Source organism: Pigmentiphaga sp., assembly GCF_033795525.1.
Lineage (GTDB): Bacteria > Pseudomonadota > Gammaproteobacteria > Burkholderiales > Burkholderiaceae_B > Pigmentiphaga.
On sequence record NZ_JARYGM010000008.1, the window covers coordinates 97124 to 118058 of the forward strand.

19 protein-coding genes are annotated in these 20935 nt (G+C 64.8%); 11 read left to right on the forward strand and 8 right to left on the reverse strand.

Translation table 11 applies throughout. The features are described 5' to 3' along the window. The 6 genes from QHC78_RS16825 (at position 1) to QHC78_RS16850 (ending at position 6640) form a co-directional block, all read left to right on the forward strand. Positions 1-249: a sulfurtransferase TusA family protein gene (locus QHC78_RS16825; RefSeq protein WP_319746572.1), complete on the forward strand. Its 249-nt coding sequence runs from the start codon at positions 1-3 to the stop codon at positions 247-249. A 319-nt stretch (positions 250-568) separates the two neighbouring features. Beyond that, entirely contained in the window at positions 569-2818 is a 2250-nt protein-coding gene (locus QHC78_RS16830) for an acetate--CoA ligase family protein (protein WP_319746574.1), read from the forward strand. An 84-nt stretch (positions 2819-2902) separates the two neighbouring features. After that, on the forward strand, positions 2903-3751 hold the full coding sequence (locus tag QHC78_RS16835; protein ID WP_319746575.1) for a p-hydroxycinnamoyl CoA hydratase/lyase: 849 nt from the start codon (positions 2903-2905) through the stop codon (positions 3749-3751). Between the two features lie 47 nt (positions 3752-3798). After that, positions 3799-4776, forward strand: coding sequence for a Bug family tripartite tricarboxylate transporter substrate binding protein (locus QHC78_RS16840; protein WP_319746577.1), 978 nt, complete (start codon positions 3799-3801; stop codon positions 4774-4776). 33 nt (positions 4777-4809) lie between these two features. Then, positions 4810-5832, forward strand: coding sequence for a Bug family tripartite tricarboxylate transporter substrate binding protein (locus tag QHC78_RS16845; RefSeq protein WP_319746578.1), 1023 nt, complete (start codon positions 4810-4812; stop codon positions 5830-5832). A gap of 16 nt (positions 5833-5848) precedes the next feature. After that, on the forward strand, positions 5849-6640 hold the full coding sequence (locus tag QHC78_RS16850; RefSeq protein WP_319746580.1) for an enoyl-CoA hydratase-related protein: 792 nt from the start codon (positions 5849-5851) through the stop codon (positions 6638-6640). Positions 6641-6736: 96 nt separating this feature from the next. Here QHC78_RS16850 and QHC78_RS16855 read toward each other — a convergent pair whose 3' ends face one another. From QHC78_RS16855 to QHC78_RS16875, 5 genes are all read right to left on the reverse strand, one after another. Beyond that, on the reverse strand, positions 6737-7687 hold the full coding sequence (locus QHC78_RS16855; RefSeq protein ID WP_319746582.1) for a LysR family transcriptional regulator: 951 nt from the start codon (positions 7685-7687) through the stop codon (positions 6737-6739). A gap of 73 nt (positions 7688-7760) precedes the next feature. After that, positions 7761-10625, reverse strand: coding sequence for a valine--tRNA ligase (locus QHC78_RS16860; protein ID WP_319746583.1), 2865 nt, complete (start codon positions 10623-10625; stop codon positions 7761-7763). A 138-nt stretch (positions 10626-10763) separates the two neighbouring features. After that, positions 10764-11177 (reverse strand): hypothetical protein, encoded by a 414-nt coding sequence (locus QHC78_RS16865; protein ID WP_319746585.1) that lies wholly within the window; start codon positions 11175-11177, stop codon positions 10764-10766. A gap of 75 nt (positions 11178-11252) precedes the next feature. Beyond that, positions 11253-11684 (reverse strand): DNA polymerase III subunit chi, encoded by a 432-nt coding sequence (locus tag QHC78_RS16870; protein ID WP_319746586.1) that lies wholly within the window; start codon positions 11682-11684, stop codon positions 11253-11255. Between the two features lie 13 nt (positions 11685-11697). Then, positions 11698-13206, reverse strand: a complete 1509-nt coding sequence (locus QHC78_RS16875; protein ID WP_319746588.1) for a leucyl aminopeptidase — start codon at positions 13204-13206, stop codon at positions 11698-11700. 76 nt (positions 13207-13282) lie between these two features. On the opposite strand from QHC78_RS16875, the gene lptF reads away from it, so the two are divergent. From lptF to QHC78_RS16890, 3 genes are all read left to right on the forward strand, one after another. Beyond that, a complete protein-coding gene (gene lptF / locus QHC78_RS16880; RefSeq protein WP_319746589.1) occupies positions 13283-14362 on the forward strand; it encodes an LPS export ABC transporter permease LptF in 1080 nt (359 codons plus the stop codon). A gap of 179 nt (positions 14363-14541) precedes the next feature. Next, the gene (locus QHC78_RS16885; RefSeq protein ID WP_319746591.1) at positions 14542-15486 is read left to right on the forward strand and encodes a CysB family HTH-type transcriptional regulator; all 945 of its coding nucleotides are present in this window, start codon (positions 14542-14544) and stop codon (positions 15484-15486) included. 151 nt (positions 15487-15637) lie between these two features. After that, the gene (locus QHC78_RS16890; protein WP_413816482.1) at positions 15638-16039 is read left to right on the forward strand and encodes a DUF2325 domain-containing protein; all 402 of its coding nucleotides are present in this window, start codon (positions 15638-15640) and stop codon (positions 16037-16039) included. On the opposite strand, the gene QHC78_RS16895 is transcribed toward QHC78_RS16890, so the two are convergent. Continuing rightward, positions 15993-16616, reverse strand: a complete 624-nt coding sequence (locus QHC78_RS16895) for a C40 family peptidase (protein WP_319746594.1) — start codon at positions 16614-16616, stop codon at positions 15993-15995. The genes QHC78_RS16890 and QHC78_RS16895 overlap by 47 nt on opposite strands. 255 nt (positions 16617-16871) lie before the next feature. Here QHC78_RS16895 and QHC78_RS16900 point away from each other — a divergent pair, with 255 nt between their 5' ends. Continuing rightward, positions 16872-17279, forward strand: a complete 408-nt coding sequence (locus QHC78_RS16900; protein WP_319746595.1) for a GlcG/HbpS family heme-binding protein — start codon at positions 16872-16874, stop codon at positions 17277-17279. 16 nt (positions 17280-17295) lie between these two features. Beyond that, positions 17296-18630 (forward strand): MFS transporter, encoded by a 1335-nt coding sequence (locus tag QHC78_RS16905; protein WP_319746597.1) that lies wholly within the window; start codon positions 17296-17298, stop codon positions 18628-18630. Between the two features lie 6 nt (positions 18631-18636). Here QHC78_RS16905 and QHC78_RS16910 read toward each other — a convergent pair whose 3' ends face one another. Together QHC78_RS16910 and QHC78_RS16915 are read right to left on the reverse strand one after the other, a co-directional pair. Further along, positions 18637-20169 carry a fumarate hydratase gene (locus QHC78_RS16910; RefSeq protein WP_319746598.1) on the reverse strand — a complete coding sequence of 511 codons (1533 nt, stop codon included), beginning with the start codon at positions 20167-20169 and terminating at the stop codon, positions 18637-18639. Positions 20170-20241: 72 nt separating this feature from the next. After that, positions 20242-20877, reverse strand: a complete 636-nt coding sequence (locus QHC78_RS16915) for a YqhA family protein (protein WP_319746600.1) — start codon at positions 20875-20877, stop codon at positions 20242-20244. Between the last annotated feature and the right edge of the window lie 58 nt (positions 20878-20935).

Below are 20935 nucleotides of genomic sequence, written 5' to 3' on the forward strand. Positions count from 1 at the left end.
ATGAGTACCGAATCTGTTGCCTTCGATCTGGAAGTGGACGCCAAGGGACTCAAATGTCCCCTCCCCATTCTCCGAGCGAAAAAGGCGCTGGCCACGCTGACCAGCGGCCAGGTCCTGAAAGTCGTCGCCACCGACAAGGGGTCGGTACGTGATTTCCAGGCTTTTGCGAAGCAGACCGGAAACGAGCTGCTGGCACAGACACAGAGCGATGACGGCGAAGTGTTCGTGCACTATATGAAGCGGCGTTGATCGCTTGATTCGCGGCACGGCCTGTGCCGCGAATTTCTTTCCCGCTAGGCCGTTCGGGCTTATCCTGGGCCAGGCGCCCCGGCGCCGTGCCGCTTATCCCCTCCCGTCGTTCTCCCGTCGCAAACCGTTCGTCGGCCCGCGGCGCGATCCGTTGCGCGAACTCCAAACGTTCGTTTTTACTCATCAATCGTACGTATTTACTTGATTGATGCAGGGTTAGGCGTCGCCTACCATCTTCGGCAATTCAAGGGCGAATGGAACGTGTCCTGTAAACCGTTCCGCTCCTCGCCCATAAGAAAAGCCGGAGACAAGCAGAGCGATGACTATCGATTTCGAAGCCGCGAAGGCGAAGGTGGCCGCGCTGGCCACGCCGCGCAATGTCGTGCTGGTGGGGGCGACCGATCGCCCTGGGGCCTGGTCCGCCAAAGTATGGCGCAGCCTGGGCCTTGCCGGTTACGAAGGAAACGTCTATTTCATCAATCCGCGGCGCAACGAGATTTTCGGTCGGCCCTGCTACCCGGATTTTGCGTCGTTGCCCGAGCCGCCGGACCATCTGGCCGTGCTGGTGCCGGCGCAGGCCGCGGTGGGCGCGGTGCGCGACGGCGCGGCGGCGGGGGCGCGCAGCGCAATGATCTTTGCCGCGGGCTTTGGCGAGGATGGCGACGGCGAAGGCGTGGTACGCCGGCGCGAGCTCGAGGAAATCGCCGCGCAGACGGGTGTCGCCGTGGCGGGCCCCAACGTGATGGGCAACCTGATCGGCAAAAGCCGTTTCGCTACGCTGACCAATGACCTGGTCCAGTCTGTCACGCCCGGGCCAGTGGCCCTGGTCGGCCAGAGTGGCGGGGTGCTGATCCACCTGAACGTGGTGTTCCTGGAGCGCGGCATTACGCCTGGTTATGTGCTGTGCACGGGCAACGAGGCCGCATTGTCTACGCCGGACTACATCGCCTATCTGGCGGGCGATCCCGAGGTGAAGGTCATCGTGGCCTACGTCGAGGGCATTGCCGATGTCGAGCGTTTCAAGGAGGCCTGCCTGCTGGCGCGGCAGGCAAGCAAGCCCGTCATCGTGTTGAAGATCGGGCGATCCGATGCAGGCCAGCAGGCGGTGATGGCGCATACCGGGTCGTTGGCCGGCAGCACCGAGGTGTTCGATGCCATTGCGGGAGAATGGGGCGTGATGCGCGCCGAGACTACCGACGATGCCGTCGAACTGGTGGAGCTGCTGCTTTATACGCCGGTACCGGCCGGCCGCCGGATAGGCGCGATTACCCTGTCGGGCGCCTATCGTGGCTTGCTGCTCGATGCCGCAGACAAGTATGGCCTGCATTTCGAGGCCTTGGCGCCGGCCACCACGGCGCGTCTGGAGTCGCTGTTCACGGTTGGCGCGAAAGTGTCCAATCCCTTGGACGGCGGCTTCGGCGTGTTGACCAGCGAAGAGGTTTATCTCGCCTGTATCGAAGCGCTCGACGACGACCCTGGCATCGATATGTTGCTGGTGCAGGAAGAACTGCCTCGCGTGCCGGGCAAGGACCGAACCGTGCAGTACATTCGGCGCGTGCACGAGTACGTGGCGACGCGCGCGAAAAAGCCGATCGCGTTCGTGTCCTTTGCCACGCACAGCCGCAGCGACTATAGCCGCGACCTCAAAGCCCAGTTGCCGCGCCTGTCTTTTCTGAACGAGCCCGACAAGGCCTTGCGGACAATCGCCAAGGCGATCCGATCTGACGAACAGCAGCGCCTCGCGCAGGCTTCCCGGCCTTATGCCGGCATGCCGTCAGCCGATGCAAGCGACGCTGTGCGGCGCTTGCAGGAAGACGCCTTCCGATCGAGCGTACTCAACGAGGCGCAATCCAAGCAACTGCTGCAGGCTTATGGGATTCATGCTCCACGAGAAACGATAGTCGCTTCCGGCGACCAAGCCGTGGCGGCTGCGGAGGCGCTCGGCTATCCCGTCGTGCTCAAGATTGCGTCGGCCGATATTCCGCACAAGTCCGACGTCGGCGGAGTCTTCGTGAACCTGCGGTCGGCCGACGAGGTCCGTAGCGCGTACGACAGGATTTTTGCCAATCTACGGCGGCACGGTTTCGCCGTGTCGGCCGACGCCGCGTCGGTTGGGGCCGCAGATCCAGGTATCGACGTGTCGCGGCCTGGCCGGTCCGTCGTCATCGACGGCGTGCTGGTCGCACAGCACGTGGGTGGCGGTGTCGAGCTGGTGCTGGGTTTGCATCGCGATCCGGAAATGGGCCTGGTCGTGATGGCAGGTTGCGGCGGTGTCATGCTCGAACTGATCAAGGACGTCGCGTTTGCCGCGCCGCCTGTCACGGCTGCCAAGGCCCGCGACATGCTTCAGTCCACCCGCGTCGGCCAGTTGCTGTCCGGGTACCGCGGCGCACCGCCGGGCGACATCGAGGCCGTGGTGCAGGCGCTGGTCGCCCTGGGCCGCGTTGCTATGGAGCTGGGCGACGCCCTGGCTTCCATTGATATCAATCCCTTTGTGGTACTGCCTGAGGGCCAAGGCGCTGTCGCGCTCGACGCACTCGTCATCCTCAAGGGCGACGCCCGCCATTGAGACTTTCCGGCCTGCCGGCGGACTCCGGTCCGCCGGGCGGCCTCGTCCCGCCACCCCCGCAACGCATCTCCATAGGACCCAGCCATGACAGCCTCCAAGTATCAGTACGAAAACGTAAAAGTGGAAATCCGCGACGGCATTGGATTCGCCATGCTGAACCGGCCTGAGAAGCGCAACGCCATGAGTCCCGCCTTGCACGACGACATGGACGACGCGCTGGCCCGCCTGGAGTTCGATCCGGACGTCAAGGTCGTGGTCGTGGGCGGCATGGGCGGCAATTTCAGCGCGGGGCAAGACCTGAAAACGTTCTTTCGGGACCTCGACAACAACCCGGGCGAGCGCAAGCGCAGCCGCCTGGTTGCCAACCGCTGGCGCTGGGAGCGGCTTTTCAGCTATGACAAGCCGACCATCGCCATGGTCGAGGGCTACTGCGTAGGTGGTGCGTTCATGCAGCTGTGCGGTTGCGATTTCGCAATCGCGGCCGATAACGCGACCTTTTCGCTTTCCGAGATCAACTGGGGCATCTTGCCCGGCTCGCTTGTCGCCAAGGTGGTCGCCGACGCAATCTTGCCCCGCCATGCGCTTTATCACGCTTGCCTGGGTGACCCGTTCGACGGCATCGAGGCTGCGCGCATCGGGCTGATCAACTTCTCGGTTCCCCAGGAGAAGCTGCTGGGCGCCGTCGAGTCCCTGGCCTCCAAGCTCATGAGCAAGAGCCCCAACGCACTGCGCGGCACCAAGCAGGCCATGCGCACCGTGGTCGGTATGGATACCGTGCAGGCTTTTGATTACCTGATCGAGAAAACCAAGGCGATCAAGGTCGGCGACAAGGAGGACTCCTACAACGCCGGCCTGCACCAGTTCCTCGATGAGAAGTCATACAAACCTGCGCACGAGCCGTTCAAGCTCAAGGCCGGCAGCAAGCCCGCCTGACGGGCGTTTGCCCGCCAGAACGGAGCATGTCCGGGAGCAAGACGATTATGCGAATACCGACCAGGCTCGTCCCCGCCATGGCGGGAACCATAGTGAGTTGCGTGTCGGCGGTGGCCGCCGCGCAGGACTTCCCGAACAGAATGGTGCGCATCGTCGTGCCATTCTCGGCCGGGGGCGTGACGGACGTCATGGCGCGCGGTATTGCCAGCGAACTGGGCAAGACCTGGGCGCAACCCGTCGTGGTCGAAAACAAGCCGGGGGCCAATACCATCATAGGCACCGAGTTCGTGGCCAAGTCGCCCGCCGACGGCTACACCATCCTGATGGCCAACGATCCGTCGCTGTCGTCCAACCAGTATCTTTATTCCCGCCTTCCCTACGATCCGGTGCGTGATTTCACGCCAGTGGTCAATATTGCGGCGAGTATTACCGTCCTGGTGGCGGCGCCGTCGTTGAAGGCAGACACGCTACAGGCCTTCATCGCATCGGCCAAGGCGGACCCGGGCAAGAGAACCTATGGCAGCTTCGGGCTGGGCAGCGCCACGCATTTGTCGACCGAGGAATTCAGCGCGCTTGCCGGCATCCGGCTCAATCATATTCCCTACAAGGGCATCGCCGACGTCGTGCCGGCGGTGATGAGCGGACAGATCGACGTCGCGCTGTCGGCCGTCTCGCCCGTGCTCGGGGCGATCCGCGGCGGCAAGCTCAAGGCGCTGGCCTACGCCAATCCGACCCGGTCGCCGGTGATGCCCGATGTACCGACCTTCGCCGAGCAGGGACTGCCTTTCGAGACGCGGGCTTGGTTTGGCTTCGCGGTACCTGCGGGCACACCCAGGCCGGTAGTCGACAAGATAGCCGCCGACACCCTTCGCATCATCGAAACGCCAGAATTCGACCAGAAGTACGTGTCGGGCGTCGGTCTCGAACCCATCAATCAAGGACCCGATGCGTTCGCCACGTTCCTGAAGCAGGACAGGGCGCGCTGGGCCGAGCGCGTGCGCCGCGTCAATGTGAAGCTCGATTGAACGCGGCGTCCAGCCACCGAGGAGGAGAGCATCATGACATCGTTCACGCATCGTGCCGCGGCGCGTACGGGCCCGGCTGGCCGCCGGATGGCCGGCGTGGCCGCGCTGTGCGCCGGTCTTCTATTGGCCTGCGCGGCCACGGCCGCAGCCGCCCAGGAGTTTCCGAGCAAGCTGGTCCGCATCGTCGTGCCGTTTTCCGCCGGGGGAGTGGCCGACCTGATCGCTCGTGGAATTGCTTCTGACCTGAGCAAGACGTGGGGCCAGCCCGTCGTGGTGGAGAACAAGCCGGGCGCCAGCACGATCATCGGCTCGGAAGCCGTGGCGAAAGCGGCGCCGGATGGCTATACGCTATTGATGGCGAACGATCCGTCGCTGTCCTCCAACCAGTATCTGTTCAGCAAGCTGCCTTACGATCCGGTCAAGGACTTTGCGCCGGTCATCAACATCGTATCCGGCGCCACGGTATTCGTCGCGGGCCCGGCGTTGAAGGGTGCAACGCTGGCAGAATTCCTTGCCGCCGCGAAAGACCGTCCCGGAGAGATTACCTACGGCACCTTCGGGCCAGGTAGTTCCACGCATCTGACGACCGAGGAGCTGAGCGCGCTTGCCGGCATCCAGCTCAACCACATTCCCTATAAAGGCATTGCCGATGTGGTGCCGGCAGTCTTGAGCGGGCAGATCCACGTCGCATTGTCGTCGGTATCCCCAGTGCTGAATCTGATCCGCTCAGGCAAGCTCAAGGCGCTGGCGTATGCAGGCGCGACGCGTTCCAAGGTGCTGCCCGATGTTCCCACCTTTCGCGAGCAGGGCATTCCGTTCGAAACGCGGACCTGGTTCGGATTCGTTGCGCCAGCCGGTACGCCGCGCGCGGTTATCGACAAGATCGCCGCCGATACCCATCGCATCATCTCGACGCCGGAGTTCGACCAGAAGTACGTGACGGGCGTCGGCCTCGACCTGCTCGACCTGGGACCCCAGGCGTTTGCAGATTTCCTGCAGCAGGATCGCGCCGTGTGGGCCGCGCGTGCCCGGCGCGTCAACGTCAGGCTGGACTGAGCCGGGGAGGGCGTGCATGGACAGCACCACGATTATTGGGGATGTGGACCGGCGTGGCGTTGCCACGCTGGTGCTCAACCGGCCCGACAAAGGCAATCCTTTCAACGGCGGGATGCTGGCGGCGGTCGCCGACCGGGTGCAGGCATGGCGCCGTGCGGCGGAGGTGCGCGTGGTGGTACTGCGCGGCGCGGGCAGGCATTTTTGTACCGGCGCAGACCTGGGGCCCGGCTCGCATGACCCGGGGGCAGGCCCAAGCCTGGATGAAGTCTGTCGCCTGATCGACGGGCTGCCCAAGCCCACGGTAAGCGTGGTGCAAGGCGCCTGCCTGGGGGGCGGGCTGGCGCTCGCTGGATGCTGCGACGTGCTGCTGGCGCAGCGCGACGCGTTCTTTGCCATTCCCGAAGTCAGGCTCGGTTTTGCAGCCGCTCCGATGACGCCGTTTTTCCTGCGCATGATGGGTGCGCGCCCGTTGCGCCGCTACGGGCTGACGGGCGAGCGGTTCTCTGCCGATATCGCACTGCGCTTGGGGGTGGCACACGAACTCTGCGACGAGGCGACGCGGGAAGACGTCCTGGATCTGATCCTGGACGGCCTGCTGCTGGGCGCGCCCAGCGCACAGGCCGAGATGAAGTCGCTATGCCGGACCCTAGAAGGCCGTCCGTACAGTAAGGAGCTGGCCTTGGAATTGCAGCAGGCGTTCGTCGCGATGCGCGATGGCGCCGACGGTGTAGAAGGCCGCGCAGCCTTCCGCGAAAAACGCAAGCCGGCCTGGTATCCGGAACCACGTGCGAACGGGGAACTTCCATGAACCTGGGGAAGGTGCCGGCCGTGATGAGGAAATGGAGAAGCCGCTGCACTGCTCGCCGGCCAAGGCCGTCAATATCATGCTGGCCCGATCGGCGCGTCAGTGGACGCGGATACCGGGTAGGCGGGCCAGTTTCGGCAGGTCACGGCGGATTTCCTTGAGCAGTTCCGCCGCAGCGGGCGATAGTGATTTTTCGTTCCGGTACAGCACGCCGACCGTGCGCACGCAGCCGGGGCTGTGCAGGGGTTTGAAGGTCAGCCGATGCAGCGGCGGCCGCCTGGCCGACAGCGCCGACATGACCGAGATGCCCAGCCCCGTGCGTACCAGCGTGGCGATCGCGGCGGCGTTCGAGGCCTGATAACGCGGCGCGCGCAAATGGTCGACAATGCCAGGCAGGTAAGCGAGCTGGTTCTGGGTCTCCAGGTCGACGCTGTATCCCACCAGCTGCATGGGCTCGAGTTCCATCCATTCGATGTGGCCCTTGCGGGCAGCAAAAGGATGACCGGGGGCGACGACTACGCCGTAATGGTCGTCGAACATGGGTTCGAATGCCAGGTCGGTATTCGGGAACCACAGGCTGGAAATGCCGAAATCGATGCGGCCGCGCAAGACGTGCATCTGAATATTGCGCGCCGTGTCTTCCCACAACCTGACGTCGATGCCGGGAAACTCGGCAATGTAGCGGGCGGCGCTGTCGGGCAGCAGCGAGGCCATTACCGAAGGCACTACCGCCACGCCGACCGACCCGCGCTTGCGCTGCCCCAGCGCCCGCATACTGCGCAAGGTAGAGTCGAAGTCCCGGATCAGCCGCTCGGCCGAGTCCAGGAATTCCTCGCCGGCAGTGGTCAGCTCTATTCGCCGGGTCGTGCGGTCGAACAGCTTGACGCCCAGGTCTTCCTCGAGGTGATGGATGGTCAGGCTAAGCGCCGATTGGGTGACGAACAGCGCCTTGGAAGCCTTGGTCAGGCTGCCCTGGCGCGCCACCATCACGAAACTGCGCAGGTGGCGTACCGAAATCCGAGAATTCGGCATCAAGCCGGTGGTCATCATCGCTCCGCTCCCCCTCACCGCAATGCCGCGGTACCCGACCCGCGTCAGCCAGCACGGCCCTGAGGCCGGCGCGTCAGTGCGCGGCGGGCGGCGACAATCTTTTCCGTTGTTCGCGTACCTTGTCCAGCGTCGCCTGGAACTGCGCGATGCGGCTCCGTTCCTGCTCCACCACCGCCGCCGGCGCGCGTTCGACGAAGCTCGGGTTGTTCAGCTTGCCGCTGGCTTTGGCGATTTCGCTTTCTAGGCGGGCGATTTCCTTGTCCAGGCGCTGCTGTTCCGCTGCCACGTCGATCTCGACGTGAAGCATGAGGCGGGCCTCGCCCACGACCTGCACCGGCGCGCCCAGCACGTCAGGCAGCGCATCGACCACCTTGACCTCGGACAGGCGGGCGAGCGCGGCCAGGTAGGGGGCGTTGCGCTCCAGCGTCGCCCGGTTGCCGGTGGCATTGAGCGGAGCCTTCTGCGAGGGCGGTATGTTCATTTCACCGCGCAGCGCGCGCACGGCGTCCACCTGGGCTTTGAATTCGGCCATGGCTGCCTCGGCCGCTTCGTCGACTTTTTCCGGCTGAGTGCTCGGATAGGCCTGCACGCCCACGCTGGTGGATTCGTCGCCGCGGCGTTTGCCTGCCACCACCGACACCTTCTGCCACAGTTCCTCGGTAATGAAGGGGATGATGGGGTGAGCGAGCCGCAGCACGGTTTCCAGCACCCGGATCAGGGTGCGGCGCGTACCGCGCTGTTGCGCCTCGGTGCCTTGTTGCAGCTGGACCTTGGCCAGCTCGACGTACCAGTCGCAGTATTCGTCCCAGACGAAGCGGTAGATGGCGCTGGCGATCTTGTCGAATCGATAGTCTTCGAAACCCTTGGCAACCTCGGCTTCGGTGCGCTGGAGCTGGCTGACGATCCACTGGTCGAACACCGACAGTTCCACCTGCGCCGACTCGTCCAGGCCGCAATCCTTGCCTTCGACATTCATCAGCACGAAGCGCGTGGCGTTCCAGAGCTTGTTGCAGAAGTTGCGGTAGCCCTCGCAGCGCTTGAGATCGAAGTTGATGTTGCGGCCCAGCGTGGCGTAGGCCGCCATGGTAAAGCGCAGGGCGTCGGCGCCGAAGGCCGGGATGCCGTCGGGGAATTCCTTGCGGGTCTTCTTGGCGATGCTGTCGGCCTGCTTGGGGTTCATCAGGCCGGAGGTGCGCTTGGCGAGCAGGCCGTCCAGCGCGATGCCGTCGATCAGGTCCACGGGGTCCAGGGTGTTGCCCTTGGACTTGCTCATCTTCTGGCCTTCGGCGTCGCGGATCAGGCCATGCACGTAGACGTGCCTGAACGGGACCTGGCCCGTGAAGTGGGTGGTCATCATGATCATCCGGGCGATCCAGAAGAAGATGATGTCGAAGCCGGTGACCAGTACGGAGGAGGGCAGGTAGCGTGCCAGGTCGGGCGTTTGCTCCGGCCAGCCCAGCGTCGTGAAGGGTACCAGGGCGGAGGAGAACCAGGTGTCGAGGACGTCCGGGTCGCGCGTGAGGGGGCCGGTGTAGCCCTGGGCGGCGGCCTTCTCCCGCGCTTCCTGCTCGTTGCGGGCGACGAAGATGCGGCCGTCGTCGGCGTACCAGGCCGGGATCTGGTGGCCCCACCACAGCTGGCGCGAGATGCACCAGTCCTGGATGTTGTTGAGCCACTGGTTATAGGTAGTGGTCCAGTTCTCGGGATAGAACTTGACGCGGCCGTCGGCCACGACTTCCAGCGCGACGTCGGTGATCGACTTGCCGGGGTGGAAGGTGCCTTCGGGCGCCGGCTTGCTCATCGCGACGAACCACTGGTCGGTCAGCATGGGTTCGATGATGGCGTTGGTGCGGTCGCCGCGCGGTACCATGAGCTTGTGTTTCTTGACCTCGGCCAGCAGTCCCTGGGCTTCCAGGTCGGCGACGATGCGCGTGCGGGCTTCGAAGCGGTCGAGCCCGCGGTAGGTTGCCGGCGCTTCGTCGTTGATGCGCCCGTCCAGCGTCAGGATCGAGATCATGGGCAGGCCGTGCCGCTGGCCTACCGCATAGTCGTTGAAGTCGTGGGCCGGCGTGACCTTGACCGCGCCCGTGCCGAATTCCCGGTCGACGTATTCGTCGGCGATGACGGGAATCAGCCGGCCGGTGAGCGGCAGGCGGACCTGCTTGCCGATCAGGCCCTGGTAGCGCTCGTCTTCGGGGTGCACCATGACGGCGACGTCGCCCAGCATGGTTTCCGGGCGCGTGGTGGCGACGGTGATGGCGGTATCCATGCCTTCCACCGGGTAACGGATGTGCCACAGGTGGCCGTCTTCTTCTTCGCTGACCACTTCCAGGTCGCTGACGGCGGTGAGCAGCTTGGGATCCCAGTTGACCAGCCGCTTGCCGCGGTAGATGAGGCCTTGCTCGTAGAGGCGGGAGAAGACCTCGGCCACGCCGCGCGACATGTCTTCGTTCATCGTGAAGTATTCGCGCGTCCAGTCGGGAGACGTGCCCAGGCGACGCATCTGGCTGGTGATGGTGCCGCCCGAGTACTGCTTCCATTCCCAGACTTTCTCGACGAATTTTTCGCGTCCGAGATCGTGGCGGCTGACTTTCTGAGCATCGAGCTGGCGCTCGACCACGATCTGGGTAGCAATGCCGGCGTGGTCCGTGCCGGGGACCCAGACGGTGTCGAAGCCGCGCATGCGGTGATAGCGCGTCAGACCGTCCATGATGGTCTGGTTGAATGCATGGCCCATATGCAGCGTGCCGGTCACGTTGGGCGGGGGCAGCTGGATCGCGAACGTTTCGCCGTTGTGCGGGCCCTGGACGTGGGCTCCGGCTTTGAAGTCTCCCCGTTGCTCCCATAGCGGATACCAGCGCGCCTCGATGGCGGCCGGCTCGAAGCTCTTGGGAAGTTCGTCGGTCTCGGTGTGAGCTTGGGAAGAGGCTTGGGTCATCGGGTTTCCGGAATACGTCGGGCCGGCCACGCGGCATGCGCGGCGGACGGTAAACCTTGGATTTTAGTGGATTGCGCGCCCGGCCGTGTAGGCGCGGCCAGCCCGGCCGGGTCGATAGGGGCGGTCCCCCGGTACGGGTCAGCGCTCGGTGGCGGGCCGGCTTTCCATGGCTGCGCGGCGGATCAGTTCTTTTTCCACCGCCTCGTCGACCATACGGGCCAATTCTTCCTTCAGGCCGCGGGCGATCTCTTCGATGGCGCGGGCGGCAGCGGTTTCCACCGCGGTGCGCATGCGCGCCTGGAGCAACGGATCGATACGTTCCAGCAAGTCCTGCAGGATGGCCGAGCGCAGCGCCTCTATTTGGGTTTCGCTATCGTCCCGGGGGGCGGCGGGCGAAAGGGTTGCCGCGACGCCGGAAGCGGCAGCAGGGGCTTCGGTGGCCGCGGGCGTGTTCGCGGGCCGGGACTCCTGGCCGGACGGCAGCGGAATGTCGAGGACTTCGGTCAGCAGCGGGATGCCTGCATCGTCGGGGGGAGGAAGAGGGGAGGGCATGGCATTACTCCATGGAGCGTCCCGCGCAGTATCGGCGGCCTTCCTGGCGGGCGGGCCGGCGCGGGGGCGCCATTCTCAGGGGATCTGGTGGCGCGATACGTCGTGCCGCACGATGGTATGGCCGCATTCCTGGTAGAACCGCCAACGCGCCCGCGCTGCTTCGCGATCGGCCGGGTCGTTGGACACGACTTCGATCACGCGTTGGAAACGGGTGTAGATGGGCGGCCAGGTATCGTCCAGGTTGAGCAGCCATTCGTGGTGCGGCGTGGGCACGTCGGACGTGGTGAGCACCACCGGCGTTTCCGCCGCCAGCGGGTCGTTGATCCGGACGTGCGGAATGAACGAGATGTCGTCCAGCGCCCACAGCATTTGATCGAAGGCATTCAGGCGCCCGGCGTCCCGGCAATACACCACCAGCCGGTGCCCGGCCTGGTGGCGGCGGGCGGCGATCTGGCAAGCGGTGCGCAGCCGGTCGGGCGCGCTGAAGGCGAAGTCGATTTCGGTCATGGGCGCCGGGGGCTCACACCAGCGAAAGCAGGTATTGCGTCAGCAGGGGGACCGGGCGGCCGGTAGCGCCCTTGTCCTTGCCGCTGCGCCAGGCGGTGCCGGCGATGTCGAGGTGCGCCCAACGGTAGCCCTTGGCGAAGCGAGACAGGAAGCAGGCGGCCGTGACCGCGCCCGCCGGGGGCCCGCCTATATTGGCCATGTCGGCGAAGTTGGACTTGAGCTGTTCCTGGTAGTCCTCGTCCAGCGGCAGGCGCCACACCGGATCGAGCGCTTGGCGCGAGAGGCTCACGAGCGTATCGGCCAGCGCATCGTCCTGGGTGAACAGACCGGTGTTCACGTGTCCCAGCGCCGTGACGCAGGCACCGGTGAGGGTGGCGATGTCGATGACCGTAGCTGGCTTGAAGCGCGCAACATAGGTGAGCGCGTCGCACAGGATCAGGCGGCCTTCGGCATCGGTGTTGAGGATTTCCACCGTCTGGCCGGACATGGTGGTGACGACGTCGCCGGGCTTGTTGGCACGGCCACTGGGCAGGTTCTCGCAGGCCGGGACCACGCCGATCACGTCCAGGGGCAGGTTCATCTCGGCCACCGCACGCAGGGTGCCGAAGACGCTGGCAGCCCCGCACATGTCGTACTTCATTTCGTCCATGCCGGCAGCGGGCTTGAGCGAAATGCCGCCGGCATCGAAGGTGATGCCCTTGCCGACCAGCACCACCGGGCCGGCAGCGGCGGCCTTGCCCCGCGCAGCCGGCTTCTGGCGCGCACCGTCGTAGCGCATGACGATGAACTTGGGCGGTTCGTCCGAGCCGCGTGCCACCGACAGGAAGGAGCCCATTTTCAGGGCCTCGATCTGCTTGCGGTCCAGCACCTCGACTTTCAGCTTGTGCGTGCGGCCCAGTTTCTTGGCCGTCTCGCCCAGGTAGGTGGGAGTGCAGACGTTGCCGGGAAGGTTGCCCAGGTCGCGCGCGAGCGACATGCCGTTGGCAATGGCGCCGCCCTCGAGCAGGCCGGCGTCGGCTTCCTTGGCGTCCGCGCGTTCGACGACCAGTGCCAGCCTGGCCAGCTTGGGCCTGGCAGCGGCGTCCCGCTTGCCCAGCGTGGCATCGAAGCGGTAGGTCACGTCGCCGGCGGCGATGGCGGCCAAGCGCGCGCGGGTGCGCACGTCGGCGGTCTGCAGCGGCACGGCGGCAAGCGCGGAGACGGTCTCGGGCACGCCCAGTGCTACGGTGGCCGAGAAGGAGGCGCGGTAGGCTGCCGACAGCGCTTTTGGCGAGAATGTATCCTGCGCCCCGAGCCCGACCAGGATGACCCGTTGGGCCGCCACCCCGGACAGGGACCTCAGCACCAGTGTTTCGCCCGTCTTGCCTTTGAAGTCGGTCTTGACGGCGGCGCGGACCGCGCCCTTTGCCGCCCGGTCGACGGCGTCGGCGGCCGCCGTCAGCACGCCTTCGGCGAAGACGCCGACCACCAGCGCGGCGGTCTTGATTTTCTCGGGGGCGGATGTCTGTATGCTAAAGTCCATGCGCGATTCTTCCTGTTTGTAGTCGCGAGATTGTCAATTATCCCGCAGATGCGGGTCCCTCGCACAGGCCAGCCCAGTGTCCCTGTTTCAGCGCTCCATCAAAGACGAACTGACCAGCCATGCCAGCGTGGTTTTCTCTACGCTCGTAGTGGTGTGGATCAGCGTGCTGCTGGTGCGACTGCTCGGCGAGGCCGCGGCCGGACGCATCGGCGCCGACGTGGTCTTCGGCATCGCGGCGTTCTCCTCGATCAACGCGCTGCCCACCATCATCGCGGTGTCGGTGTTCATCGCCGTACTCACGACGGTCACCCGCAACTACCGCGAATCCGAAATGGTGGTCTGGTTTTCCAGCGGCTTGAGCCTGCTCGACTGGATCAAGCCGATACTGCGCTTTGCGATACCGTCGGCGGTGCTGGTGGCGCTGCTGACCCTGGCCGCCTCGCCCTGGGCGCAGAGGCAGATCGCCGATTACCGCCAGCGCTACGAACAGCGCTCCGACGTCTCCAAGGTCACGCCGGGCCAGTTCCTGGAATCGAGCGGGATCGACCGCGTGTTCTATGTGGAGTCGGCCAACGATGCGGCCGACCGCGTCAACAACGTGTTCGCCCGCTGGATCGAAAACGGACGGCTGAACGTGCTCGTATCCGGGGCCGGCTCGCTCGAGGATCAGCCCAACGGCGACCGTTTCATGGTGCTGGAGTCCGGCCACCGGTACGAATTCGTGCCAGGTACGCCGCAGTTCCGGCTGATGAGTTTCGAGAAGTACGGGGTGCGGATGGAAAGCAAGGGCGGCGGTTCGTCCGACGACTTGTCCACCAAGGCCCGTTCCACGGCGCAGCTGCTGCGCGACGGCGGCTCCGGCGCCGCCGGTGAAATGCTCTGGCGGCTCAGCATGCCGTTGCTGGCCATCAATCTTGCGCTGCTGGCCATTCCGCTGGGCGCGGTGAACCCGCGCCTGGGCCGGTCGGGGGACGTCGTGATCGCCTTGCTGGTGGCACTGTTCTACCTGAACATGGTCAACCTGGCCAGGGCCTGGGTGAATAACGGACGGGTCGACTTTTTCGTCGCCATGGTGGGCTTGCACGGCGCGGTGGCTTTGCTGACGGCGACGTTGTTGTATTTCCGCTTGCGGGTCAAGGCGCCCCGGGGAAAGTGAAACGCCCTCGACGGCAGTGATCGCCCCGGCGTCGGCCGCTGGTGAGGCGGTAAATACTGCAAATCGGATTATGCTAATTACTAAATATAATAAGTAGCATACCGTATATTACATTATGATCTATGGCTTGCCAGAGCCCCCCCTGAGCCGGGCGACGGCCGACCCTCGTGAACCGCACCATGAACCTGCAGCAATTCAAATTCGTCAGGGAAACCGTGCGCCGCGACTTCAACCTGACCGAAGCCGCCCGCATGCTCTACACGTCCCAGCCGGGCGTATCAAAGGCCATCATCGAGCTCGAAGACGAGCTGGGGGTGAAGATCTTCGAGCGCCACGGCAAGCGCATCAAGGGCCTGACCAAGCCGGGCCAGGCCGTCTCGCAGATCGTCGATCGCATCATGCGCGAAGTGGACAACCTCAAGAAAGTCAGCGACGAGTACGCCCGGCGCGACGAAGGGGGCTTGACCATTGCGTGCACCCATACCCAGGCGCGCTATGCCCTTCCGCAGGTCATTCCGGCGTTCCGGAAGTTGTTCCCCAAGGTCCATTTGTCCCTGATCCAGGGGAGCCCGGGGCAATTGGCCGACATGGTGCTCAACGAGCAGGCCGACCTGGCCGTAGCAACCGAGGCACTTGCGCTGACGCCCGGAATGGTGACCTTGCCCTGCTATACCTGGGAACACGTGGTGGTCGTTACGCCGGATCATCCGCTGGCGCAGCTGACGTCGTCCCAGGCCAAGAAGCTGACCCTGGAACAGCTCGCCCAATATCCCATCGTCACCTACGACCGCGCGTTTGCGGGCCGCGGCGCGATCGATCAGGCGTTCAGCGCGCAGGACCTGCACCCGGACTTCGTACTCGAGGCCATCGATGCGGACGTCATCAAGACCTACGTCGAGCTGGGGCTGGGAGTGGGCATCATCGCTGGCGTCGCGTACGACCCCCGGCGCGATGGCGGCCTGGTAGGACTGCCGGTGGGCAGGCTGTTCGGCATGCATACCAGCCGCATCGGCATGAAGTCCGGCACCTTCTTGCGCGATTACGTCTACACCTTCGTGGAACTGCTTGCGCCCAACCTGACCCGCGACGTGATACAGAACGCGATCCGGCCACCTCAGGATTGAGTGGATGCTGAGACGGACGGACCGGTCCGTCCCGGCATTTGTGTGTTCCCTATGCCGATGGAGCTGTCGATTAGTTTAATCAAATGAGAATATATCTCATTCTTGTTGACTCTGTAACGAGAATGATTATCATTTGTTGGACGTATTCGACATGACGGAGAACACCATGGCAGTCAGCGCAGTCGTCGTCGGGGCCGACCGGCTTGGCAATATTCCGGATCTGCTCAAAGGGCACAACATCGCCATCACGCATCACATCAGCGGACGCGATCCGGCACACCAGAAAAAAACGCTGCAACTGCCCTCGGGAACGGAGTTGCTGATTCTCCTGACTGATTTCCTGGGTCACAACGTCATGAAGGCCTTCCGGCAGGCCGCCCAGCGTGCCGGCGTGCAGGTGGTGGCTTGCCGCCGCTCGGTGTGCTCCATGCAGCAGGCCCTGCAGAACTGTGGATTGTGCGGCGCCCAGGGTGGGGAGCCGTGCGGCCGGGCCGGCCGCGACGAGGTCAGGGTGAAGCTGGTTCGGCAGACGCCAGGCGCCGGGCGCCGTTGAAGCGCTTCTTCCAATAAGCGATGTCCATGCTTTCGACGCGTACGACGCCGCCGGAAGATGGCGAGTGCACGAAACGGCCGTCTCCTACGTAGATGCCTACATGCGAAAACCGGCGCCGCAGCGTGTTGTAGAACACCAGGTCCCCGGGTTGCAATTCGCTGAGCTTGACCGGCTCGCCGACCCGGCTGATTTCCTCCGCCCGGCGCGGCAGCTGCAGCCCGAGCACCTGACGGCTGACATAGCCCACCAGGCCGCTGCAGTCGAACCCCGCTTCCGGCGAGGATCCGCCCAGGCGGTAGGGCACGCCAAGATAGTTCAGCGCATAGGTGGCGAGGTCCGCGGGCGTGGGGGCGTCGGTTTCCGGCGCGTCTTGTTCCTGCCATTCCCCCGACAGGATTCTTTCCGGATCGACGGGTTTCGGCGCAGGCAGCCGGCCCCATGGCGCGGGCGGGGCCGAGGGCAGGCTATAGCGTGCCGTGCGCTGCACGGACGATACGGTGGCGGCGTCTGCCGACGAATCGGCCCGAGAAGAAGGGGATTGAGAAGCGCACCCGGCCAGCGTTGCCAGGCTGAACATGATCGCCAGTTTTCCGCAGGCCTGCCGAACCTTCGTCCGTCCGGCTGGGATGGCGGGCCGGGATGTGCACGGGCGGAGGTGGTGGCGGGCCTTTTTCATTCGTATAGCGGGAGGCGCACGTAGGATGATGCAAAAGTGGCGCTAAGATACCCTTTTGGCGGTGCGCAGGTCAATGCACTTGTGCGCGCAAGGATATAAATGCCGCAGGGGGACGTCCTACAATCGCAGGTTTCCCCACAACTAGGATTCCGCTCCATGAAGACCAAGCACGTCCTGACCGCCGACGATGTCAAGAAAATCCTGGCCGCCGCCGAGGCCGAAGCCCTTGCCAACAAATGGCAGGTAACGATTGCCGTGGTCGATGACGGCGGCCACCTGCTGGGCCTGTTGCGGATGGATGGCGCGCCGCCCATCTCGGCGCATATCGGACCGGCCAAGGCCCACACCGCTGCGCTGGGGTGCCGCGAGTCCAAGGTCTACGAAGAAGTCATCAACAATGGCCGCACGTCGTTCCTGTCGGCGCCTGCCATTCAAGGCATGCTCGAGGGCGGCGTTCCGGTCGTGGTCGAAGGCGCGACCATCGGTGCGGTGGGCGTCTCCGGCGTCAAGTCGAACGAAGACGCGCAAATCGCCCGTGCCGGTATCGCGGCGCTGGGCATCTGAGCGCCGGTAGCCCGGTTTGGCGGCCAAGCTGCCTGGGCCGTCGCTGGGCGGCGCGCTCAACCCCGGCGTGCGCCCGCGCGAGGTCTTTGCGTGGGCGCTTTATGACTTTGCCAACTCGGGCTATACGACGGTCGTCCTGACCGCCGTCTTCAATGCCTATTTCGTCAGCGTGGTGGCCGGCAACACCTCTTGGGCCACGCTGGCCTGGACGGCATCGCTTTCGCTGTCGTACCTGATCGTCATGCTGGCCATGCCGGGCCTGGGTGCCTGGGCCGATGCCCGGGCAGGCAAGAAGCGATTGCTGGCGGCCAGTACCGTCGGCTGCGTGGCAGGCACGGCGGCCCTGGCGCTCGCCGGACCCGGGAACCTCTGGATCGCCATCGCGGCGATCGTCGTGTCCAACGTCTGTTTCAGCATCGGCGAATCGGTTATCGCCGCATTCCTGCCTGAACTGGCACGCCCGCAATACCTGGGCCGAGTTTCCGGCTGGGGCTGGAGTTTTGGCTACATCGGCGGCATGCTCACGCTCGGCTTGTCGCTCGCAGTCGTGCTCTCGGCACAGGCTGCGGGCCATCCGGCGACGGAATTCGTGCCGTGGACCATGCTGGTGACCGCAGGGGTGTTTGCCGTCGCCGCGATGCCGGTGTTCCTGTTCCTGCGCGAGCGGGCCGTTCCTTCCCGCGTGGCGGGAAAAGGGCCGGGGTTCGCGTCGGTCATGCGGCAGTTCATGACGTCGTGGCGGGAGTCGCACGCCTTTCCGGACTTCCGCCTGCTGCTCGTCTGCGGTGTTTTCTACCAGGCGGGCATTGCCGTTGTCATCACGCTGGCCGCGGTCTACGCGGAACAGGTGATGAAGTTTGCCCAGGCCCGGATCATGATGCTGGTGTTCCTGGTCAATATTGCGGCGGCGGCCGGAGCGTTCACCTTTGGCTTCGTCGAGGATCGTATCGGCCATCGGCGCGCACTGGCCGTGACGCTGGCCGGATGGATCGCCATGGTCCTGATTGCGTTCTTCGCTCGCAGCCACGCGGGGTTCTGGGTGGCCGCCACGATCGCGGGCCTGTGCATGGGGTCCAGCCAGAGCGCCGGCCGCGCAATGACGGGCGCCCTGGCGCCGGCGTCGCGCCTGGCCGAGTTCTATGCCTTATGGACCTTCGCTACCCGGCTCGCTTCCATCATCGGTCCGCTGACCTATGGATTCGTGACGTGGGCCACAGCCGGCAATCACCGGCTGGGCATCCTGTCGACCGGCGTCTTTTTCTTGATAGGCCTGGCCATATTGGGCCGGGTCGACATGGAACGCGGCATCGCGAGAGGCCAGGCCGCCGCAGCGTCCCGGCCCCCTGACTGACCGCGCTTATCCCTGTACGACCGGGATATCGCGCAGCTCGGCGATCTTGGCTTGCCAGGTCTTCGGGCCGGTCTGATGGACCGAGGTGCCGTTGGAGTCCACGGCCACCGTCACGGGCATGTCCTGCACCTCGAACTCATAGATGGCCTCCATGCCGAGGTCCTCGAAGCCGACGACCTTGGCCGAGCGTATGGCCTTGGAAACAAGGTAGGCCGAGCCGCCCACGGCCATCAGGTAGGCCGACTTGTGCTTGCGGATGGCCTCGATGGCGGCCGGGCCGCGCTCGGCCTTGCCGATCATCGAGATCAGGCCGGTTTTCTCCAGCATCATGTCGGTGAACTTGTCCATGCGCGTGGCGGTGGTGGGGCCCGCCGGGCCTACCACTTCGTCGCGCACCGGATCGACCGGGCCCACGTAATAGATGACGCGATTGGTGAAGTCCACCGGGAGCTTCTCGCCGCGGGCCAGCATGTCCTGGATCCGCTTGTGGGCGGCATCCCGGCCGGTAAGCATCTTGCCCGACAAGAGCAGGGTCTGGCCCGGCTGCCACGAGGCGACTTCTTCGCGGGTCAGCGTGTTCAGGTCGACGCGCTTGGACTTGTTGTAGTCCGGCGCCCACTGCACGTCGGGCCATTCTTCCAGCGAAGGAGGCGTCAGCACCGCTACGCCGGAGCCGTCGAGCACGAAGTGTGCGTGCCGGGTGGCGGCGCAGTTCGGGATCATGGCCACGGGCTTGGAGGCGGCGTGCGTGGGGAACATGTTGATCTTGACGTCCAGCACGGTCGTCAAACCGCCCAGCCCCTGGGCGCCGATGCCCAGCGCATTGACCTTCTCGTACAGCTCGATCCGCAGCTCTTCCAGCTTGTTGCTGGGGCCGCGCTGCAGGAGCTCGTACATGTCGATGTCTTCCATCAGTGCCTGCTTGGCCATCAGCACGGCCTTTTCGGCAGTGCCGCCAATGCCGATGCCCAGCATGCCCGGCGGGCACCAGCCGGCGCCCATCGTCGGCACGGTCTTGAGCACCCAGTCGACCAGCGAGTCGCTCGGGTTGAGCATGACGAACTTGGACTTGTTCTCCGAGCCGCCGCCCTTGGCTGCGACCTGCACGTCCACGGTGTTGCCCGGGACCAGTTCCACGTTCAGCACACAGGGCGTGTTGTCGCGCGTGTTCTTGCGCTCGAATTGCGGATCGGCCAGCACCGAGGCGCGCAGCTTGTTGTCGGGATTCAGGTAGCCGCGGCGTACGCCTTCATCGCAGAGTTCCTGCAGGCTGCGCTGGGTGTCGAAGCGCACGTCCATGCCGACCTTCATGAAGACGTTGACGATGCCCGTGTCCTGGCAAATGGGGCGCTTGCCTTCGGCGCACATGCGCGAATTGGTCAGGATTTGGGCGATGGCATCCTTGGCGGCCGGGTTCTGCTCGCGTTCGTAGGCGCGGGCCAGATGGCGGATGTAGTCGACCGGATGGTAGTAGCTGATGAACTGGATCGCGTCGGCGATCGACTGGATCAGGTCTTCTTCCTTGATGACGGTAGTCATGGGCGCTCCAAAAAGGGATGGGTGGGGCGCTGGCATGACTGCCGCGCCGTATGGTGGTGGCCAGGGGCCTGTTCAGTGCCCATGCTCCCCGTGCTTGAGCATGGGCGCCATCAGGCGATCGCAGTAGGCGATGGCCATGGCGGACAACAGGAAGGCCAGGTGGATGCCCGCTTGCGCCATGATGGTCTTGGCGTCGTAGTGCGTGGCGTTGATGAAGGTCTTGAGCAGGTGGATGGAGGAAATGCCGATGATGGCCGTCCCCAGCTTCACCTTGAGTACTGAGGCATTGACGTGGGATAGCCATTCCGGCTGGTCGGGGTGGCCCTCGAGATGCAGCCGCGATACGAAGGTTTCGTAGCCGCCCACGATGACCATGATCAGGAGATTGGAAATCATGACCACGTCGATCAGGCCCAGCACCACCAGCATGATGGTGGTCTCGGTGAGCTTGACCGGTGGTACCACGGTCGCGCCTGGCACGGCGGGGATGACCGTCTCGGCCAGCATGCCGATCGCTTCTTTGTTACCGAAGGCCGCCTCGATCAAGTGCACGAGCTCGACCCAGAAATGGTAGACATAGACCGCCTGGGCGACGATCAATCCGAGATAGAGAGGCAATTGCAGCCAGCGGCTCATGAAGATGAGCTTGGGCAGCGGGCGCAGGGGTTCGGTGCGGGAGAGTCCCCGGTTCGTAGGAGGGAAAGCCATATTTGCCGTGTAAGCTGCGACGCGCAGAATAATGATTCGGCGGGAATTGTAAGCCAAG

Bases quoted from the DNA above. Each gene is read 5' to 3' on its own strand.
- QHC78_RS16825 (WP_319746572.1), top strand. From the start codon at position 1: ATGAGTACCGAATCTGTTGCCTTCGATCTGGAAGTGGACGCCAAGGGA.
- QHC78_RS16830 (WP_319746574.1), top strand. From the start codon at position 569: ATGACTATCGATTTCGAAGCCGCGAAGGCGAAGGTGGCCGCGCTGGCC.
- QHC78_RS16855 (WP_319746582.1), bottom strand. From the start codon at position 7,687: ATGATGACCACCGGCTTGATGCCGAATTCTCGGATTTCGGTACGCCAC.
- QHC78_RS16895 (WP_319746594.1), bottom strand. From the start codon at position 16,616: ATGTTCAGCCTGGCAACGCTGGCCGGGTGCGCTTCTCAATCCCCTTCT.
- QHC78_RS16835 (WP_319746575.1), top strand. From the start codon at position 2,903: ATGACAGCCTCCAAGTATCAGTACGAAAACGTAAAAGTGGAAATCCGC.
- QHC78_RS16865 (WP_319746585.1), bottom strand. From the start codon at position 11,177: ATGCCCTCCCCTCTTCCTCCCCCCGACGATGCAGGCATCCCGCTGCTG.
- QHC78_RS16870 (WP_319746586.1), bottom strand. From the start codon at position 11,684: ATGACCGAAATCGACTTCGCCTTCAGCGCGCCCGACCGGCTGCGCACC.
- QHC78_RS16885 (WP_319746591.1), top strand. From the start codon at position 14,542: ATGAACCTGCAGCAATTCAAATTCGTCAGGGAAACCGTGCGCCGCGAC.
- QHC78_RS16845 (WP_319746578.1), top strand. From the start codon at position 4,810: ATGACATCGTTCACGCATCGTGCCGCGGCGCGTACGGGCCCGGCTGGC.
- QHC78_RS16900 (WP_319746595.1), top strand. From the start codon at position 16,872: ATGAAGACCAAGCACGTCCTGACCGCCGACGATGTCAAGAAAATCCTG.
- QHC78_RS16860 (WP_319746583.1), bottom strand. From the start codon at position 10,625: ATGACCCAAGCCTCTTCCCAAGCTCACACCGAGACCGACGAACTTCCC.
- QHC78_RS16840 (WP_319746577.1), top strand. From the start codon at position 3,799: ATGCGAATACCGACCAGGCTCGTCCCCGCCATGGCGGGAACCATAGTG.
- QHC78_RS16890 (WP_413816482.1), top strand. From the start codon at position 15,638: ATGACGGAGAACACCATGGCAGTCAGCGCAGTCGTCGTCGGGGCCGAC.
- QHC78_RS16875 (WP_319746588.1), bottom strand. From the start codon at position 13,206: ATGGACTTTAGCATACAGACATCCGCCCCCGAGAAAATCAAGACCGCC.
- QHC78_RS16910 (WP_319746598.1), bottom strand. From the start codon at position 20,169: ATGACTACCGTCATCAAGGAAGAAGACCTGATCCAGTCGATCGCCGAC.
- QHC78_RS16850 (WP_319746580.1), top strand. From the start codon at position 5,849: ATGGACAGCACCACGATTATTGGGGATGTGGACCGGCGTGGCGTTGCC.
- QHC78_RS16915 (WP_319746600.1), bottom strand. From the start codon at position 20,877: ATGGCTTTCCCTCCTACGAACCGGGGACTCTCCCGCACCGAACCCCTG.